The organism is Halorubrum gandharaense, assembly GCF_054654575.1.
The window spans coordinates 1,148,684-1,166,584 of the sequence record NZ_BAAIET010000002.1 but is presented as its reverse complement, the minus strand read 5'-3'; the positions used below and the strand labels follow the sequence as shown (position 1 = coordinate 1,166,584).

Below are 17,901 nucleotides of genomic sequence, written 5' to 3'. Positions count from 1 at the left end.
TCGACGCTCGTTTTCGTTTTCGATACCCGTCCACCGTAGAGCGGTGCCGCCGGCGCCGGCGGTCGCCCCTCGATGGCGACGGTGCCGTCGCTTGCAAGGTAGTGCGTCGGGTGAAAACGGGAGCCGCTCTACAGCAGGTCGGGCGTTAGCGGGTACGACCACGCCTTGCCGTCGGACGCCTTCACCGCGGCGACCACGATGAAGACGAGGTTGACGATGCCGAGCGCGGCGAGCATGAGGGCGCCGATACCGACGACGAGGAGGATCACTGAGATGATCGTGTAGACGGTGACCATGATCTGCCAGTTGATGGCGTTTCGGGCGTTCTCCTTGACGAACTCGTCGCTGGTGACGAACAGCACGATGGCGGGGCCGATCAGTCAGGTGAACAGTGCGAGTATGTGGGTGATTGCGGCCATTGCCGTGTTGCCTGACGCGTGGGACATGGAGGACACGTTCGGAGGGAGTCACCTAATCGTTGTGGTGAGGTCGGCGCCCTCCGGCCGGCCGCGCCGCTCCGCCTGATGCTGCCGACCGGACGAATACTGTCCGGCTCGGTCGACGCGGAAACACGCGTCCAGTCCCCAGTTCCCCTGGGTGATGTCCGCCGGCATGGCCGGCCGGGCCATCACTACTCCTACTCGTGACCGCGGTCATCATAAAAGGCCCGGAGCGGCGCATCGGCTGCGGGCGGGACACTCACCGCGGTCGCCGGCGACGCGCTCGGAGCGCAACGCCTGTAAGCCCGCGGGGTGTGCGTTCGGGTATGACCGTCTGTAGCGCGCCGGGGAAGGTGTATCTCTTCGGCGAACACGCCGTCGTGTACGGCGAGCCCGCGGTGCCCGCGGCGATCGAACGACGAGCCCGCGTTCGCGCGGAGCCGCGCGAGGACGACCACGTCCGGGTGCAAGCCGAGGATCTCTCCCTCGACGGGTTCACCGTCGAGTACACCGGTGGCACCGGCGACCGCCCCGACGTGGACGTGCCGACCCCGCTCGTCGAGGCAGCCATGGGGTACGTCGACGCCGCCGTGCGGCAGGCTCGTGCGGCCGCCGAGCAGCCGGACGCCGGCTTCGACATCACGGTGGAAAGCGACATTCCGCTCGGTGCCGGACTCGGCTCCTCGGCGGCCGTCGTCGTCGCCGGCATCGACGCCGCGACGCGGGCGCTCGGCGAGCCGCTCGACCGACGGGAGCTTGCCGACCGGGCGTATCGCGCGGAGTTCGAGGTGCAGGACGGCCAGGCTTCGCGGGCGGACACGTTCGCCTCGACGATGGGCGGCGCCGTCCGCGTCGAGGGCGAGGACTGTGAGCCGATCGACGCGCCGAACCTTCCCTTTGTCGTCGGGTTCGATGGCGGGGCGGGCGATACCGGCGAGTTGGTTGCCGGCGTCCGCGACCTGAAAGAGGAGTACCGGTTCGCCGCCGACACGGTGCGGACCATCGGAGACGTGGTGCGAGAGGGTGAGGAGCTGCTCGCGGAAGCGGTGCCCGAGGCGGATCCGAATCCGGAGCTGCTTGCGGAGCTGGGCGAGCTGATGGACTTCAACCACGGCCTGCTCTCCGCGCTCGGCGTCTCCGCGCGCTCGCTGGACGCGATGGTGTGGGCGGCGCGTGACGCCGGCGCCTGTGGCGCGAAGCTCACCGGTGCGGGCGGCGGCGGGTGTATCGTCGCGCTCGATCCCACCGACGAGACGGAGACGGCGCTGTCGTTCACACAGGGCTGTGAGGAGTCGTTCCGTGCGGAGTTGGCGACCGAGGGCGTGCGTGTGGAGGAGGCGTGATGGCGGACGGCGGTGCGGGCAACGGGGGGGACGGCGGTGCGGGCGACGGCGGTGCGGGTGACGGCGCCGACCTCGTCGTGCTCAAACTCGGCGGCAGCCTCATCACTGAAAAGGGGCGCCCGGAGACGCTCGACGGACCGGCGCTCTCGGCCGCGGCGGACGCGATCGCCGGCGCGCTCGCGGACGGGTCGGTCGGATCCCTCGTCGTTGTGCACGGCGGCGGGAGCTTCGGGCATCATCACGCCAGCGAGCACGGCGTTTCGACGACGACGGGGACGAAGGATGCGGGTGCCGTGATGGACGTTCACGGCGCGATGACGACGCTCAACCGGTTCGTGCTCTCGCGGCTCCACGAGCGGGACGTGTCCGCGGTGCCCGTCCATCCGCTCTCGCTGTCGGCCCGGCCGGATGGAGCCGACGGCGACCTCGACCTCCCGCTGGGGTCGACGCGAACCCTGCTCGCGGAGGGGTTCGTTCCCGTGCTCCACGGCGATGGGGTGGCGACCGCCGGCGAGGGGGTCACCGTCGTCTCCGGCGACGAGCTCGTCGTCGAGCTTGCTGCAGGGTTGGGCGCCGACCGCGTGGGCGTCTGCTCGACCGTCGAGGGCGTGCTCGACGCGGACGACGCCGTGGTTCCGGTTATCGACGACTTCGACGCCGTCGCGGACCTGCTCGGCGCCAGCGAGGACACGGACGTCTCCGGCGGGATGGCGGCGAAGGTCAGAGAACTGCTCGCGCTCGACGCGCCGGCACACGTGTTCGGCGCCGAGGGGCTCCAGGGGTTCCTGCGTGGCGAGGAGCCCGGCACGCGGATCGACTGAGCGAACTCAGGGAGTGGAGTGGGACCACGCTGGCTCCGTTGTGACCCTCCGCAGGTGAAATTCTTGACTCAGCTGTGGTCTATGCAGATTCTTCGATGAGTGATGTCGGGAGTGGGTGTTGCAGATCGCCGCCGGCGATCTGGTATATAAATGACCGATAGCGGCAGCGACGCTTGCTTATAAACAGATCTGCGGTGCGGTGGCGCGCCCGGCGAGCGCCCAGCGGGTGCTCGCCGGCGCGCGAGGGAGTCGTCGCCGGAGGCGACGACGAGGCTGGGGAGGTGTGAGGTGCGGTTGCGGTGACGTGCGGGGTGGGACTCAAAGGGGCAGCCAGCTCCGGGAAGACGGCCGACGTAAGCACTCAAAAGGGCGAGCACTGCGAGCCCTTTTGAGCGCGCAGCGAGGGTCCCGCGAGCCGTGCGAGCGGGACGACGGAAGTCGCAGCCCGCGAGCGTAGCGAGCCGGAACGTCTTCCGGAACCCTCGACCGGAGCTGGCTGGGGCTTTGCCGGCGGTCCTCACCAGCGTCGCACCTGCAACTCACCGACCAACCTCTACTTATAAAAGGCGAACAACACCACCAACGCCCCACTTATAAACGCCGCACCCGCTCAGGTGATACACGTACTCCCGACATCGATCAACCAGCATCTCTCATCGACCAGTCGTTTCATTCAATATTATCTGTGAAGAATAGCGTTCCAACGGAGCCAAAGCGCTCTATTCGACCGGATCGCCGGGGTCATCCGGGTTGCCAGGGTCGGGGCGGCGCTCCGTGTCGCGGATGATACAGACGTGTCCGCCGTCGGCGGTATGTGTCAGCGACAGCTTTTCGAGGATGGTTGTGCCGTTCACACACTGGGCTCTGGCCGTGCCGGACCAGTGTCCGGACGCGGTGAGGGCGGGAAGGATCTCGTTCTCGAACCGGTTCACCTCCTCGTCCGGATACAGCACGGTCCAGTGGTTGCCGACGAGATCGCCGGGAGCCGCATCGTAGATGTCCGCGTACGCGGGGTTGACGTAGAGGTACTCCCCGTCGTCGCCGATGATCCCGATCCCCTCGCTCGCGGAGTCGAGCGCGGCGACGCTCCGCTCCAGCTGGCGGGTGACACGGTGGCGGTCGACGGCGTTCCGCACGCGGTTGGCCAGCACCTCGTACTGCTCACGGCCTGTCCCCTTTTGGAGGTAGTCGGTGACGCCCGCGGAGATCGCCTCGCTGGCCACCTCCTCGCTTCCCTTTCCCGTGAACAGGATGACGGGGAGCTCCGGCTGGTCCATGCGGATCGTCTTCAGGAGGTCGATCCCGGTACCGTCCGGCAGGTCGTAGTCGCAGACGATGGCGTCGTGGTCGCCCCACCCGTGGTGGTCGCGCGCGGCGCTGATCGACGTCACGGTCTCGTAGTCGATCAGCGGGGCGACCCGTGAGAGAAACTCCCGAGTGAGATCGGCGAATTCAGGGTCGTCCTCGACGTGAAGCAGGCGGATCCGCATCCCGGCCGGCGGCTCGTCAGGGTCGTCCGTGCCGGCGGCGTCTCGTGTACCCGTCATGAAACGGTTTCGAGCCGCCAGCATAATCGTTCGTTCGGTTCGCCCACCCGAGCCCGTCGCCGACTACACAACCCTTATTCGGCGTGATGGCCTCCGTTTTCGCATGGACGAAGCCGACGTACGTGACCTCCTTCGGGAGGTCGAAGACCCCGATCTCGGCGACGATATCGTCTCGCTCGGGCTGGTCAACGACGTGAGGCTGGATGGCGACGCCGTCCACGTCTCGCTGGCGCTCGGCGCGCCGTACGCCCCCCACGAGACGCAGATCGCCGAGCGGGTGCGCGAGGTGTTGGGCGACGCCGGGCTCGAACCGGAGCTGTCGGCGGCGATCCCCGACGCGCTCTCGACGGGCGAGCAGGTGCTCCCGAACGTGAAAAACGTCATCGCCGTCGCCTCCGGGAAGGGTGGCGTCGGGAAGTCGACGATGTCCGTCAACATCGCCGCCGGGCTCTCCCAGCTGGGTGCGACGGTCGGGCTGTTCGACGCCGACGTGTACGGGCCGAACGTGCCGCGAATGGTCGGCGCCGGCCAGAATCCCCACACGGACGGCGACACGATCGTGCCCCCCGAGAAGTACGGCATGCGCCTGATGAGCATGGACTTTCTCACGGGCGAGGACGACCCCGTCATCTGGCGTGGCCCGATGGTCCACAAGATCATCACGCAGCTGGTCGAGGACGTCGAGTGGGGCGAACTCGACTACCTCGTGATGGACCTGCCGCCGGGCACCGGCGACACGCAGCTCACGATCCTTCAGACACTCCCGCTGACCGGCGCCGTCATCGTGACGACGCCGCAGGGTGTCGCGCTCGACGACGCCACCAAGGGGCTCCGGATGTTCGGCAAACACGACACCAACGTGCTCGGGATCGCCGAGAACATGTCCGGGTTCAAATGCCCCGACTGCGGCGGCTTCCACGAGATCTTCGGCTCCGGCGGCGGCAAGAAGCTCGCGGACGAGCAGAACCTCCCGTTCCTCGGCGGCGTCCCGCTCGACCCCGAGGTGCGCGCCGGCGGCGACGGCGGCGAGCCGATCGTGCTCGACGACGGCGAGACGGCGGACGCGTTCAAGGTGATCGTCGAGAACGTCGCGAACAACATCGGCGTCGTCAAGCGACGCGACGTGGGCAATCGACGGTAACGCGGGCCAATGAGCGAGGACACCGACTCCGTTGATGACCCTGCCGCGGATAGAGACGGCGACGCCGACGCTCTCGAGGAGGCCGACGTCGACTGGGAGATGGCCCCCGACTCGGACGCCGAGTTCCCGGCCGACCCCGAGCGCCGCGAGTTCCTTCGGGAGATTGCGGCCGACGTGCGCGGCGACAGCTCCGAGAGCAAGCAGCTCTCGGCGATCCTGTACCGCGTCTCGGACCTGTACGACGCCGAGGAGGACACCTCTCCCGAGGAGATCTACCTCAACGTCCGCCACATCATGTCGATCAAAGAGCAGGGCGGGCTGGACCGGTAGGCTGGCGCTTCGTTCGGGCCGTTTCAGTCGCCGGCGCCGTTTCAGCCGCCGGCGCCGTTTCAGCCGTCGGCGCCGTTTCAGCCGTCGAACCCGACCGGGTCGGACTGCCTCGGGTGCGGACGCCGGCGCGTGCGCGAGCGTAACGACTATCCCGGGCCCCGGCAAACGTCCGCATATGGACTGGCCACACGACCCCGACGGGGAACAGGGGAGCGAGGGCATGCGGCAGTACGGCCACGCGGTGCTCGCCAAGAAGATCGACGAGGAGGAGGACTTCCCGCTTTCGGCGGCGGAGTACGTCGAGGAGTACGGCGACCACCCGATTCGGATCGACTACGAGACGGTCGTCTCCGTCGAGGAGATCTTCGAGGGCGTCGAACAGGAGGAGTTCGCGGACTTCGTCGAGTTCCACCAGGAGCTCGGCCGCGCGATGCGCGAGAACGGCTACTGGTTCTACGAGGGTCCCGAGCAGTTCGTCGGCGGTCCCGCATAGACGGCGCTGATACGCGTGGCGGTTCGGTTTTTAACCGTCCTCTCCGAGGAGGTGAGGAGTCGAACGCCCGCTTATAAACGGTTTTTGTGGAGAGTGCGCCGGCAAACAGCCCCAACGCCCCAGCCGGCTCCGTATAAACAGTTAGCGCAGAAACCCCAACGGTAGACGCCTCCAAAGCCCCAGCCGGCGACGACTCGGGGGACTCGCCGTGCTCCTCGCTTACTCCGTTCGCTGCGGTGCTTGGCGTCGTCCACCGTCGCTCGCGGCTTCGCCGCTCGCTTTTCGGGGCCTCCCTGCGGTCGGCCTCGCATTCGTCCTCGCCGGCTGCCCCGTTGAGTCCCGCCCTGCAACCGCCCCGCACGGCACCGCAACCGCAGCCTCAGCCCTCCCCAGCCTCGGCGGAGAGCACGCCGGCGGAACCGCACCGCTCGCCGGCGTGCTCCCGCCTCCCTCGCGCGCGTTCCTCGCGCGCGCCAGATCGAGAATTTCTCATCGAAGTAGCTTATAAATGCAAACGCGCTGTTTCGTGCGGTTCGGACGTGTTGTTCGCGTGTCGCCGGCGGTCACTCCATCGCGTCGAGCGAGCGTTCCTCCGCGAGCTGACGCTCCAGCGAGCCGCGCTCCCACGAGCGGACGGCCTCGCCGTCGACCTCCGCTTGCACCTTCTGTTCGAGCAGGTTGACGGCGACGCTGTTGGCGCCCTCGGGAATGATCAGGTCGGCGTGCTTCTTCGAGGGCTCGATGAACTGCTCGTGCATCGGCTTCACCGTCGAGAGGTACTGGTCGATGACCCCTTCGAGGTCGCGCCCGCGGTCGATCACGTCGCGCTGGATACGCCGGAGGATGCGCACGTCGGCGTCGGCCTCCACGTACAGCCGGAGGTCGAGCATCTCGGTGATCTCCTCGTCGTACAGCGCGAGGATCCCCTCGATCACGATCACGTCGGTCGGCTCGACCTCGACGCGCTCGTCCGCGCGGTTGTGGATCTCGAAGTCGTACTGGGGCATCTGGATCGTCTGTCCCTCCAGCAGCGCTTCCAGGTGCTCTCGGAGGAGATCCCACTCGAATGCGGACGGGTGGTCGTAGTTGACGTTCTGCCGCTCCTCGAAATCGAGATGCGAGAGGTCCTCGTAGTAGTTGTCGATCGGGATCCGGGTGACGGACTCCTCGACGTTCCGCGTGACGAGCCGGGACACCGTCGTCTTCCCCGCGCCGGTCCCCCCGGCGATGCCGATCACGAAGGAAGGAATGGTCATACCCGAGGTGGGGCGTGCGGGGGTTTGAACCCTGCTTTTTGGGGCTCGTCGGCGTGACCACACCTGTATGCACAGTGGTAACATAACCTTAACGGGGGCAGTTTTTACCTACTCCGTGTGAACACCCAACTATGCGATCTACTACCACAGTTCGTGACGTGATGCATCGGGAGTTCCTCGGGGTGAACGAGGGGGACAGTCTGGCGGACGCCGCTCGGCTGATGGTTGCGGAGGAGGCCGACTGCGTGGTCGTCCTCCGGGGCGGCCGGCCGGTCGGCCGGCTCTCCGCGCGCGGCGCGCTCGGCGCCCTCCTCGACGGCGACGAGGAGGCGGTCGTCGCCGACGCGATGAGCGAGTCGCCGCCCACCGTCGAGGCGGACGAACGGCTGGCGGCCGCCGAGGAGCGCCTCGTCTCCGAGGGTGCCAGCCGGCTCGTCGTCACGACTGACGGCGACGCCGCCGGCGTCCTCACCGAGCGCGACGCCCTTGCGGCCGGCGCCACCCACGGTGGCTCCCGCGAGTTCGAGACGCCCGCCGTGGCCGGAGCCGGCGCGACCGGGTCGGGGATGGCCGTCGCGGAGTCGGTCGACGACGACCGCAGCAGCGAGTCGTTCGAGTCCGCGGAGCGCCCGAACGGCGCGGCGACCCAGTCCATCTGTGAGGCCTGCGGATCGCTGGCCCCCTCGCTGTCGGCCTCGAACGGCACGCTCCTCTGTGCCGACTGTCTGGAGGTGTGAGGCGGCGACTTCCGGCGACCGGCCCGGCATCGCGACCCTTGGTTCGGCAGCCTCAAACCGAACCCGCTCATTGCACGATGTGCATGCACGTCACCGCGGCGACGGCCGAGGACGTCGACGCCGTCGCCGACCTCTGGGTCGACCTCGCCAGCGACCAGCGCGACCACGGCTCCACGCTGCTCGCGTCGGACAACCTGACCGCAGTCCGGGAGTCGATCGCCCGCCACGTATTCTCCGGAGAGGTGTTTCTGGCACGATCCAACGCGCCGGCAGACGACGAGGAGACACGCCACGACCCCATCGGCTTCGTCTCCTTCTCGCTGGAGCACGGCGGCTACGAGCGCGACCGACGCCGTGGTGTCGTCGAAAACCTCTACGTCGTCCCCGAGCACCGCGGGGAGGGTGTTGGCTCCGCGCTGCTCGACGCCGCCGAGCGGGCGCTCGCGGAATCGGGCGCCGAGACCGTCGCGCTGGAGGCGCTGGTCGACAACGAGCGAGCCCGCGCGTTCTATCGTGACCACGGCTACGACCCGCATCGTGTCGAGCTGACGAAACCGGTTTCCACCGGCGAGAAGAGCGGAGACGGCGGTTCCGAGGGCGAGTCCGCCGGGGGAACCGAGTGACTGCCGACGGCGATCATCCGGCCTCGCGACGACCGTCCGGAAACGACAGGAACACAAAGGAGGACCGAGTACGTCCGACCGCGCCAGGGGAGCATGGGTGGTTCATGCACTCGACTTGTAATCGAGACTTCCCGCGTTCAAATCGCGGCCCTGGCTCTCCCATTCTCGTCCACTTCGCCGTAGTCGCGCCGCCCGGCTACTCCACTTGATGAAACCGGTTGCGCTCGTAGAACAGGTCCACGTGGTCGCCGTCCGGCCGGAACGTCACCGTCGCCGGCGTGCCGCGGGACGAGGGCGACTCGAACTCGTAGCCCGGGAACGCGGGCTCCGTTGGTCGCAGTGAGAGCTCGGTGTTCCCGAGTGCTCCCTCGACGGTCAGCGTGAGCGCACCGCCGCCGCGCTCCACGGTCGCCTCGACGATGCCCCTGTAGCCCGCGTACTCCCCGACCAGTTCGTCGAAGCGCGCCTTGCGGGCGTAGTGTGGGACCACGTCGGCGGGGTCCTCTCCCTCCAGAATCGCGAGGACTCCCTGCGCAACCGTCGGCGGCGTCACGCCGGGCGTCGTGTTCGCGCCGATCGCGACCGCATAGTCCCCGTCCGTGGTGAAGCCGACGTACGACGAGGAGACGCCGAGCGACCCGCCGTGTCCAACGAGGGTTCGGTCAAGGAACTCCACCTCCCGGCGACTCCAGCCGTAGCCGTAGTGTCGGTCGCCGTCCGGCACGTGGCCCTCGTGTGCCCGCGCGAGAGTGTCGGGAGTCGCGATCCGCGTTCCGTCGAGTTCCCCGCCGTTGGCGTTCATCCGGAGGTAGCGCGTCAGGTCGGTGACCGGCGCGATCAGCCCGCCCGCAGGGAGGCTCACCGGCCGGTAGGGGTACGGCGTCGCCTCGGGTTCTCCGTCCCGCAGCGCGTACGGCGTCATCGCGTCCGGCAGGTCCGGGTCCTGGACGCCGACGACCTGCCCAGTGCTGTCAGGTTGGCTGCTTGCGCTGGTACCGGCACCGGCGTCGGTTCCCGTGCGGCGGCCGGCGCCCGACGTGTGCGGAACGGCGCCATTGACGACGGACGGGTCGAACGTCGACCGCTCCATCCCCAGCGGGTCGAGGACCTCCTCAGTGACGAACGTCTCGAACGATCGTCCGGACACCCGCTCGACCACCTCGCCGAGCAGGTTGTACCCCTCGTTGCAGTACATGAACCGCTCGCCCGGCCTGTCGGACACCTCGTCGGCGGCGCCCGCCACGTGCCGGCGGAAGTCCTCCCGGTCGCCGAGGGGGACGCCAAACTCCTCGACGCCGGTCAGACGGTAGAGGAGGACCGTACTGGAGCCGAGCGAGGGGAGCCCGGAGGAGTGCGTCAACAGGTGATGCAGCGTGATCGGGTCGTCGTCGCCGACCGGCTCGCCGTCGGCGTCGAGCGCCTCGATCCCCACGTCGGGGAGGTGGTCGGTCAGAGGATCGTCCACGGAGAGCTCACCGCGCTCGTCGAGGATGCCGACCGCGAGTCCCGTGAACGACTTGGTGACCGACGCCATCCCGTACAGCGTCTCGGCGGTCGCCGGCGCGTTGCCCGCTAGGTTCCGGGAGCCGAAGCCGTCCGCGTACACGAGCTCGTCGTCCGCGACGATCGCGACGCTCGCACCGGGGACCGTCTCGTCCGCCAGCCAGTCGAGGAGAAAGCGCTCCAGTCGTCGTTCCGTTTCCGCTGGAAGTGCCGCCGTGTTCGTCATGGATGGGGAGGGCACTCGAAGGGACTTGAACGCACGCCTCGCGGAAGTTCGGGGCGGAAATAGTTGGAAAAGCAACGGTCGGGGACGCGTTTTTGAGGATCGGACCCGCAGGACACGCATGGACCGCAGGCGCGTTGGAGTCTCCATCGCCGGCATTCTCGTGGCCGGCGCGGTCGCCGTCCTCCTCGCAAGCAGATTTCTGTTCGGCTCGGAGACGCCGGTTCTCGGCCCGCTGGGACTGCTCGTCTCCGAACCGTTCACCTGGATCATCGTCGCCGCGCTCGTCGTCGCGGCCGTGGGCCACGCCTACATCGAGTGAGCGGCCGGCGGGGCGTCAGCCACCCCGGTCGACGGCGGCGACCACTTCGACGATGCCGGGTACGGCCTCCGCCTCGAGCGCCGCCCCGCGGTAGGTGATCAACGCCCGGTAGATCTGCTCGTTCCACTCGTCGTCGTCGTACGACTGCACCTCCTCGATCAGCCGGTCGACACGGCGGTCCCCCCGTTCGACCGTCGACATGGTGGTTCCGAGCAGCTGATTTCCGAGCGGATCGCCGCCGACCTCGTCCAGCGCTTCCGCGACCGCCTCGACGGCATCACGCTTCACCGCGAGCACCTCGCTCGCGTCGCCAGGGGCGGGCTCGTCCATCTCGTGAAGCCGTCGGTACGAGGGGTACTCGGTGAACGCGTCGAGGGTGGCCGCCACCGCCGCCCGCTCCGCCTGCTCACGGACGGCCGCGGCGTACCGGCCGTCGTCGGCCGCGTTTTCCGGGCCCCCGCCGCTGAGTTGGGCGCTCATCCAGCGGTCCGATGCGTGATTCGGCACGTCCCCATCGTACGTGAAGTCGATCGGGTCGGCGTTCGCCTTCGTGCGCTCGGCGAGCGCCTCGAAGGCGGACGCCAGCGCGTCGGCTCGTTCGGGACCACCGAGCGGTTCGACGAGCTGTTCAGCGTCGTAAACCCGACAGCGGGCGACCTCGACCCGCTCCCACGCCACCGTTCCGGCGTCGTCGAGGTACCGTTCGCGGACCCGTTGCTCGGCCGTGGACGCGCTCCCCAACAGGTCGTCGACTTCGCCGCACTGTACGACCGTCCGCGTGAGCCTCTCGCCGGGGTACCCGGGGTCGGCGGCGTCGAGCGCCGAGACGAGCGCGTCGTGTGCCTCCCGGAGTTCGTCGCTGGGGGAGTCCCGTCCGTGGTCGAGCACGCCGCCGCGAGCGGTCGCACTGGAGGCGACGGCGAGCCGGTAGGTGTCGAGTGCCGCCTCGCGAGCCGCATCGTCGGGCTGCTCGTCGGGAGGCGTGTCGTCGAGCCGTTCGCGGGCGCGGTCGACGTGTCGCTCCATGTGACTGGGCGGGTCGTCGCCGAGGTAGTCGAGTGTCTCCTGGAGGTGCTCGTGGGCGCGGTCGTACGACGCCGCGACGTGGTCCGGGGTAACCGTCAGGAGTTCCGTGTCGGGCTCCGACTGGAGTTCGACGTCGCGGACGGTTTCGAGGGTTGTGAGTTCCTCGCGGCGGCGGAGGCGCCGGCGCTGCCAGAAGCCGATGCCGCCGACCGTGCCGGCGGCGCCGAGCGCGGCGAGGAGGGCTCGTCGGGAGGGCATGCGTACGTCTCCACGGTGGGGCCGTATAGGTCTTCAGCCCTCCCGCTCGGCCACCGACCGCACCGCACGCACCAACTCCCCGAGCGCACAGTCGACGCTTTTCGCCTTGATAGTCGCGCGGTCGCCGTCGAGCAGGAACCGCTCGGCGCGCGTGAACGACGCGTTCGTCCCCCACTCGTCGGCGTAGGCGACGCCGACGTACAGCAGCCCGACGGGCTTCCCCCGCCGGCCGCCGCCCGGGCCCGCGATCCCGGTTGCGGCGACCGCCCAGTCGGTGTCCGCGCGGTCGCGCGCTCCGGCGGCCATCTGCCGGGCGACGGGCGCGCTCACGGCGCCGTGAGCGTCGAGCGCCTCTCGCGAGACCGCGAGCTCCCCGCGTTTGGCATCGTAGGCGTAGGTGACGTACCCGCGGTCGAAGTAGTCGCTGGAGCCGGGGACGTCCGTCAGCCGAGACCCGATCAGCCCGCCGGTCAGGGACTCCGCCGTCGCGAGCGTCTCGTCGCGGTCCGAGAGGAGGTTGCCGACGACCGCCTCGGGGGACTCCCCACCGACCCACTCGTCACCATTCAGGGACGATCCCGAGCCGTCCGCAGCGCCACCTGCGCCATCGTCACCGCCATCCGTGGTCATGTGCGGTCCCTCGCCCGGCAGCGCAAAGAAGGGTGTGGCGGAACCCGACGACAGCGGCAGCGCGATCTGGGTGAACGGGTGCCGATTAGCAGCCTCTCCGTGTAGGTCTGGCGCGCCCGGCGAGCGCCTATAAGGCGCGAGCCGGAGCGCGAGGGAGGCAGCAGGCGCCGGCGGAGCGGTTTCCCGCCGGCGCCTGTCTGCCGAGGTTGGGGAGGCGTGAGGTGCGGTCGCTGTGCGGTGTGGGGTGGGACTCAAAGGGGCAGCCGGCGGGACCGACCGAAGGGAGGTCCCGGAAAGCGAGCGGGCCGAAGGCCCGCGAGCCGGCTCCGGGAAGACGGGCGACGCAAGCACTTTTCAGGGCGTCGGACGGTGCGGAGAGACGCCCTGAAAAGCGCGCAGCGAGCGCATCGACCGGAGCCGGCTGGGGCTTTGGAGGAGTTCTCCGTCGGGGTCACCACATAAACCATTTATAAGGAGCCGGCTGGGACCTTGGAGGTGTTCGCCGCCCTCCGTTCCAGCCACCCTTCGCAAAACGCTCCACCAACAGCTACGGAGCGCCAGCCCAGCCGTTCGACCACTTAAAACTGCGGTCCGAGTTCGCCAAGCGCCTCGCTTGCCGAGACGGCGTCGTGGAGCTCGACGGTCGCCTGGCCGAGCGTCGCGAGCCGGTCGCGTACGTCGCCCGTGACCGCGCGGTCGTCGTCGAAGTCGTCGTCGTTCGCGTAGACGGCGCCGCCGACGGTGTGTGCGCCGAAGAACGCGAAGACCGGGCGGAGCTCCTGGTCGACCGCGAGGAAGTGGTGGTCCGTCGCGCCCGTCGCGACGAGACCGACGGCGGCGTTCTCGAACGGCGCAACGTCGGCCTGCCACATCCCGCGCGGGACCATATCGAGCAGGTTCTTGAGGGCACCCGAGTAGGATCCACGGTACACCGGGGTGCCGACGACGTAGGCGTCGGCGTCGACGATCGCCTGGAGCGCCGCCGCGGTGTCGCCCTCGTACTGGTCCAATTTCCGACCGTCCGCGGTGGCGAGGTCGTACTCCGCGAGGTGGAGCACCTTCGTCTCCACGTTTGGGGCCTCCTCTGCCGCGTCAAGCGCGACCTCCACCGCACTCCGGGTCTTCGAGTTCGCGGAGACGCTGCCGACGATACCGAGCAGCGTGGTCGTCTCGTCGCTCATCTCACCGAGCGACTTTTGCGCCGGCGATCTCCTCGACCTCGTCGCTCTCCTCGATGTCGTCGAGGTCGATCGGGTCGGCCTCGCGGACTCTGGGGATGATCGTCTCACCGAACTCCTCCAGCTCCTCGTCGTAGTGGAGGAAGCCGGCGAGCACGATGTCGATGCCGATCGCATCGAGCTTCCGGATCCGCTCGACGATCTGGTCGTCCGTGCCGATGAGCCCGGTTTTGAACCCGTCGTTGTACTGCACGAGGTCCTCCACGTCGGAGTCCGCCCACATCCCGTCGCCCTCCGCGGAGGACTGGCCGGCCTGTTTCACCTGCTCCTGGAACGCCTCGACGGCCTCGTCCGTGGCGTTCTCGATGATCCCCTCCAGCGTCTCCTTGGCCTCCGTCTCGGTGTCACGCTGGATGACGAAGGCGTTGGCGGCGAAGCGCGGCGGCTCCGTCTCGAACTCCTCGGCGTACTCCTCGACATCCTCGATAACGGCGCGGATCTCCTGGAGGCTGCCGCCGTTGATGAACAGCACGTCGGCGTTGCGCGCCGCCATCTTCCGGGCCGCCTGCGAGTTCCCGCCCTGGAACACCTGTGGATACGGCTCCTGGACCGGTTTCGGCGCCAGCGGTGCGCCCTCGAAGCCGTCGATGTCCCGCCCGATGGTGTAAAAGCGCCCGTCGTAGGTGGCGTACTCCTCCGTCCACAGCGCCTTCATCGCCTCGATGAACTCCTCCGATCGGGCGTAGCGCTCGTCGTGCTCGAGCCACGGCTGACCGAAGCCGGTGAACTCGCCTTTAAACCAGCCGGAGACGACGTTGATCGAGAAGCGGCCGTTGCTGATGCGGTCGGCGGTCGCGATGAAGTTCGCCAGCGGGCCGGGCTCCCAGAGACCGGGATGGACCGCGCCGATGAGGTGGAGCTCGTCGGTCTGTGCGGCGAGCGCGTTCGCGATCGACAGCGCCTCCAGCTGGCGGTCGGCGCCGTAGCTGCCGAAGAAGCGCGCCTGCGCCAGCGCGTAGTCGAACCCCACGTCCTCCGCCGTGCGGGCGAGGTCGAGGTTGTACTCGTACGTCCAGTCGGTGTCCATCTCCCAGTCGGAGACGACCAGTCCGCCGCTGACGTTCGGCACCCAGTAGGCGAATTCGGTGTCCATGTCCCTGCCAACGCGAGCATTCCGCATAAGCCGGCTTACCGCGGCGAGTGTGGGAGAGGGTTCCATACACCGGCAAGCGTTGGCGCCGTCGCGGACGCACGACCAGCCCCGGGATCGCCCGATCGCGGAGCCCGCCCGAGCACCACCGACGCGGTGAAGTCGACGGATGGTGAACGGGGGCGTATGGAGATCGAGATCGAGTGTCGCTTCTTCGGACCGTTTCGGGAGGCGGTCGGCGAGAAGGAGGTGACGCTGTCCGTCGGCGACGAGCGCGCGGAGGACGCCGGCGATGTCGTCATCGCCGACACCTACCGCGAGCTCCTCTCCGCGCTGGAGTCGCGGTATCCCGCCCTCGACGGGGACCTCCTCGACGAGGAGGGCGCGGACCTCGCCGGTCGCACGGTCGTCACCAGAAACACGGTCGACCTGCGCCACCTCGACGGGCTCGACACGACGGTCGAGGACGGCGATGTCGTGCGGCTGATCCCGTCAGTGTACGGCGGCTGACGGGGCGACGGGCTGACTGGTCGTCTACAGTTAAATACCCCGACGTGCTACCACGTGCAGATGTCCCACGACGTGCGCGCCAGACTCCCGATGATCCGCCGGGCGTTCCACCGCCATCCCGAGCCCGGCTGGTGTGAGTTCCGGACGACCGCTCGGGTCGTCGAGGAGGTCGAGCGGATCGGCGTCGACGCGCTGCTCGTGGGGCGGGACGCGCTCGCCGCCGACCACCGGATGGCGGTGCCGGACGCCGAAACGCTCGACGAGTGGCTGGAGCGCGCCCACGAGGCCGGCGTCCACGCCGACGTGCTGGAGCGCACCCGCGACGGCAACACGGGCGCGGTGGCGGTATTGAAGTGCGGTTCGGGGCCGACCGTCGGCCTGCGGGTCGACCTCGACGCCGTCTCGATCACGGAGTCCGAGGAGCCGGGTCATCGTCCGGCCGACGAGGGGTTCCGGTCGGAGCACGACGGGTACATGCACGCCTGCGGTCACGACGCCCACGCAACGGTCGCGCTCGGCGTTCTGGAGGCGGTGAAACACGGCGACTTCTCGGGGACGTTCAAGGTGTTCTTCCAGCCCGCCGAGGAGGTGTCGGGCGGCGGCAAGCCGATGGTGGAGTCCGGGCTGGTCGACGACCTCGACTACCTTCTCGCGCTCCACGTCGGCCTCGACGCACCGACCGGGACGGTGGTCGCCGGCGCCGACACGCCGCTGGCAATGGCGCATATCACCGCCACCTTCGAGGGGGCAAGCGCCCACGCGGGCACGTCGCCGCAAGGTGGCGCCAACGCGATGCAGGCGATGGCGACCGCGGTTCAGAACGCCTACGGCATCCCCCGGCACGCCGACGGGATGACGCGGGTGAACGTCGGGCGCGTGGAGGGCGGGACGGCCAGCAACGTCGTCGCCGAGGAGGTGACGCTGCTCGCGGAGGTACGCGGCGAGACGGTGGGGCTCATGGAGTACGCCCGCACGGCGTTCGAGCGCGTCTGTTATGAGGCCGCGGAGATGCACGACTGCGACGTGACGCCCCGCGTCGTCGCGGAGTCACCGTCGGTCGACAGTGACCCGGCGCTGCGCGAGCTCGTTGCCGAGACTGCACGTCGGTTGCCCGGCGTCGACCGCGTGGTCCCGGAGCGGCGCTTCGGCGCCAGCGAGGACGCCACCTACTTCATGCAGCGGGTGGCGGCCGCCGGCGGACTCGCCACCTACGTGATCGTCGGCACCGACCACCCCACGAGCCACCACACGCCGACGTTCGACATCGACGAGCGCAGCCTCCCCGTTGCCGTCGACCTCCTTGCCGGGACCGTCACGGACATTTCCGCGCGCCACCCGGTCGCGTAGGTGGCTGGCGGCGACGCCGACCGGTCGCGTCGCCACCCCGCCGTGGTGGGGACGGTTCACGAAAACCGTGTATCTCCCGGGCGGCGATCGGGGGTGCACCGGAGCAGATCGACCCCAACCCGCCTTCACCACAAGCGTTATCGGCGGAAATAACCGTTATTCGTGTATGAGTGACGACGACGTGCCCTCGGAGCTGGAGCGTGCGGCCGACGGCGACCGCCCGCGGGGGATCCTCACGCCCTCCGACCGGGACTTCCTGCTCGGCCGGAAGACGGATTACACCGAGCACTCCCGGAAACAGAAGCGGAACCGGATCCGCCGCCGGGTGCGCAACGCCGTGCTCGATTTCAGCATCCTCTTCGAGTATCTGGAAGAGCGGGACCGGAACACGGTGTTCGACCCGGATGACGGGGACCGTGACGCGTACACGCAGGGGATCACGGACATGCTCGCGTTTCTCCACTTGGGCACGATGGGGTACCACACCCCGTTCAAGGAGATGCTCTCGGAGGGGGTCGGGAAGGCGGAACAGCGGCTCGCCGGTTCGGATTACCGCATGGTGAACGTGGAGTTCAACGTCGACCCGGTCGGGCAAATCAACGTCGACGAGGTCGTCGAGAAGATCGAGGACGACGAGTTCGAACGGATCACCGACGAGGAGCTCCGCGCGTTCGTCCGGCTGCTGTCGATGTCCGAGGAGTTCTCGCCGGAGGAGGTCCGCGAGGAGATCAAAGACCACGTCGACGAGTTCGTTCGTGAGGTCAACGAGAGCGAGGCCGCGAGGGAGAAGGCCGTCGACGAACTGCGCAACTGAGCACGTCGGCGAGCACCCGCGAAAGCCCGCTTTTGGACGACCGGTCTCGGACGCTCGATACCCCCGTTTTGCCGTTCGTTGCCGTGGAGAACCCGCCAGCGGTGCGTTCGTCCCCACACATCCCATATACGCTTATCGTTGATGTTGAATACGGAAAAGGGGAAACGTTTATGGGATAAACACCCAATCAGCTCGGTATGTCACCACTA

At 68.6% G+C, this 17,901-nt stretch carries 19 protein-coding genes and 1 tRNA gene; 12 read left to right on the top strand and 8 right to left on the bottom strand.

Annotated elements, in window-relative coordinates; translation table 11 throughout:
• Positions 1-128 precede the first annotated feature (128 nt).
• Entirely contained in the window at positions 129-377 is a 249-nt protein-coding gene (locus tag ACYQ07_RS14890) for a DUF4870 domain-containing protein (protein ID WP_459883066.1), read from the bottom strand.
• A 389-nt stretch (positions 378-766) separates the two neighbouring features.
• Here ACYQ07_RS14890 and mvk point away from each other — a divergent pair, with 389 nt between their 5' ends.
• Positions 767-1,783 carry a mevalonate kinase gene (gene mvk, locus ACYQ07_RS14885; protein ID WP_459882919.1) on the top strand — a complete coding sequence of 339 codons (1,017 nt, stop codon included), beginning with the start codon at positions 767-769 and terminating at the stop codon, positions 1,781-1,783.
• Positions 1,783-2,604, top strand: a complete 822-nt coding sequence (locus tag ACYQ07_RS14880; protein WP_459882918.1) for an isopentenyl phosphate kinase — start codon at positions 1,783-1,785, stop codon at positions 2,602-2,604. The genes mvk and ACYQ07_RS14880 overlap by 1 nt, the downstream gene beginning before the upstream one ends.
• Before the next feature lie 719 nt (positions 2,605-3,323).
• On the opposite strand, the gene ACYQ07_RS14875 is transcribed toward ACYQ07_RS14880, so the two are convergent.
• Positions 3,324-4,151 (bottom strand): response regulator, encoded by an 828-nt coding sequence (locus ACYQ07_RS14875; protein ID WP_459882917.1) that lies wholly within the window; start codon positions 4,149-4,151, stop codon positions 3,324-3,326.
• A 103-nt stretch (positions 4,152-4,254) separates the two neighbouring features.
• Between ACYQ07_RS14875 and ACYQ07_RS14870 the strand changes: the two genes are divergently transcribed.
• The 3 genes from ACYQ07_RS14870 (at position 4,255) to ACYQ07_RS14860 (ending at position 6,115) form a co-directional block, all read left to right on the top strand.
• Positions 4,255-5,292, top strand: coding sequence for an Mrp/NBP35 family ATP-binding protein (locus tag ACYQ07_RS14870; protein WP_459882916.1), 1,038 nt, complete (start codon positions 4,255-4,257; stop codon positions 5,290-5,292).
• A gap of 9 nt (positions 5,293-5,301) precedes the next feature.
• Positions 5,302-5,622 (top strand): DUF7976 family protein, encoded by a 321-nt coding sequence (locus ACYQ07_RS14865; protein WP_459882915.1) that lies wholly within the window; start codon positions 5,302-5,304, stop codon positions 5,620-5,622.
• Between the two features lie 175 nt (positions 5,623-5,797).
• Positions 5,798-6,115: a DUF5785 family protein gene (locus ACYQ07_RS14860; RefSeq protein ID WP_459882914.1), complete on the top strand. Its 318-nt coding sequence runs from the start codon at positions 5,798-5,800 to the stop codon at positions 6,113-6,115.
• Positions 6,116-6,678: 563 nt separating this feature from the next.
• On the opposite strand, the gene udk is transcribed toward ACYQ07_RS14860, so the two are convergent.
• Positions 6,679-7,371, bottom strand: a complete 693-nt coding sequence (gene udk / locus ACYQ07_RS14855) for a uridine kinase (RefSeq protein ID WP_459882913.1) — start codon at positions 7,369-7,371, stop codon at positions 6,679-6,681.
• A 131-nt stretch (positions 7,372-7,502) separates the two neighbouring features.
• On the opposite strand from udk, the gene ACYQ07_RS14850 reads away from it, so the two are divergent.
• The 3 genes from ACYQ07_RS14850 to ACYQ07_RS14840 all read left to right on the top strand — a co-directional run bounded on the left by ACYQ07_RS14850 (position 7,503) and on the right by ACYQ07_RS14840 (position 8,887).
• Positions 7,503-8,108, top strand: a complete 606-nt coding sequence (locus ACYQ07_RS14850; protein ID WP_459882912.1) for a CBS domain-containing protein — start codon at positions 7,503-7,505, stop codon at positions 8,106-8,108.
• Positions 8,109-8,191: 83 nt separating this feature from the next.
• Positions 8,192-8,731, top strand: a complete 540-nt coding sequence (locus ACYQ07_RS14845) for a GNAT family N-acetyltransferase (protein ID WP_459882910.1) — start codon at positions 8,192-8,194, stop codon at positions 8,729-8,731.
• 82 nt (positions 8,732-8,813) lie between these two features.
• Positions 8,814-8,887 (top strand) — tRNA-Thr (locus tag ACYQ07_RS14840).
• Positions 8,888-8,927: 40 nt separating this feature from the next.
• Here the strand turns inward: ACYQ07_RS14840 and ACYQ07_RS14835 are convergent.
• A complete protein-coding gene (locus ACYQ07_RS14835; protein ID WP_459882909.1) occupies positions 8,928-10,460 on the bottom strand; it encodes a serine hydrolase domain-containing protein in 1,533 nt (510 codons plus the stop codon).
• Positions 10,461-10,578: 118 nt separating this feature from the next.
• Between ACYQ07_RS14835 and ACYQ07_RS14830 the strand changes: the two genes are divergently transcribed.
• Positions 10,579-10,779 (top strand): hypothetical protein, encoded by a 201-nt coding sequence (locus ACYQ07_RS14830; RefSeq protein WP_459882908.1) that lies wholly within the window; start codon positions 10,579-10,581, stop codon positions 10,777-10,779.
• A 15-nt stretch (positions 10,780-10,794) separates the two neighbouring features.
• Here the strand turns inward: ACYQ07_RS14830 and ACYQ07_RS14825 are convergent, their stop codons facing one another.
• The 4 genes from ACYQ07_RS14825 to sfnG form a co-directional block, all read right to left on the bottom strand.
• Positions 10,795-12,063 carry a hypothetical protein gene (locus ACYQ07_RS14825; RefSeq protein ID WP_459882907.1) on the bottom strand — a complete coding sequence of 423 codons (1,269 nt, stop codon included), beginning with the start codon at positions 12,061-12,063 and terminating at the stop codon, positions 10,795-10,797.
• Between the two features lie 33 nt (positions 12,064-12,096).
• Entirely contained in the window at positions 12,097-12,693 is a 597-nt protein-coding gene (locus ACYQ07_RS14820; RefSeq protein ID WP_459882906.1) for a CinA family protein, read from the bottom strand.
• Between the two features lie 578 nt (positions 12,694-13,271).
• Positions 13,272-13,874, bottom strand: a complete 603-nt coding sequence (locus ACYQ07_RS14815; RefSeq protein WP_459882905.1) for an NADPH-dependent FMN reductase — start codon at positions 13,872-13,874, stop codon at positions 13,272-13,274.
• A gap of 1 nt (position 13,875) precedes the next feature.
• Complete coding sequence (gene sfnG, locus ACYQ07_RS14810; RefSeq protein WP_459882903.1) at positions 13,876-15,024, bottom strand: dimethylsulfone monooxygenase SfnG; 1,149 nt, start codon at positions 15,022-15,024, stop codon at positions 13,876-13,878.
• A gap of 183 nt (positions 15,025-15,207) precedes the next feature.
• On the opposite strand from sfnG, the gene ACYQ07_RS14805 reads away from it, so the two are divergent.
• From ACYQ07_RS14805 to ACYQ07_RS14795, 3 genes are all read left to right on the top strand, one after another.
• Positions 15,208-15,531 (top strand): MoaD/ThiS family protein, encoded by a 324-nt coding sequence (locus ACYQ07_RS14805; RefSeq protein ID WP_459882901.1) that lies wholly within the window; start codon positions 15,208-15,210, stop codon positions 15,529-15,531.
• A 60-nt stretch (positions 15,532-15,591) separates the two neighbouring features.
• On the top strand, positions 15,592-16,878 hold the full coding sequence (locus ACYQ07_RS14800) for an amidohydrolase (RefSeq protein WP_459882900.1): 1,287 nt from the start codon (positions 15,592-15,594) through the stop codon (positions 16,876-16,878).
• Positions 16,879-17,044: 166 nt separating this feature from the next.
• Positions 17,045-17,692, top strand: coding sequence for a DUF8102 family protein (locus ACYQ07_RS14795; protein WP_459882898.1), 648 nt, complete (start codon positions 17,045-17,047; stop codon positions 17,690-17,692).
• The last annotated feature ends 209 nt before the right edge of the window (positions 17,693-17,901 follow it).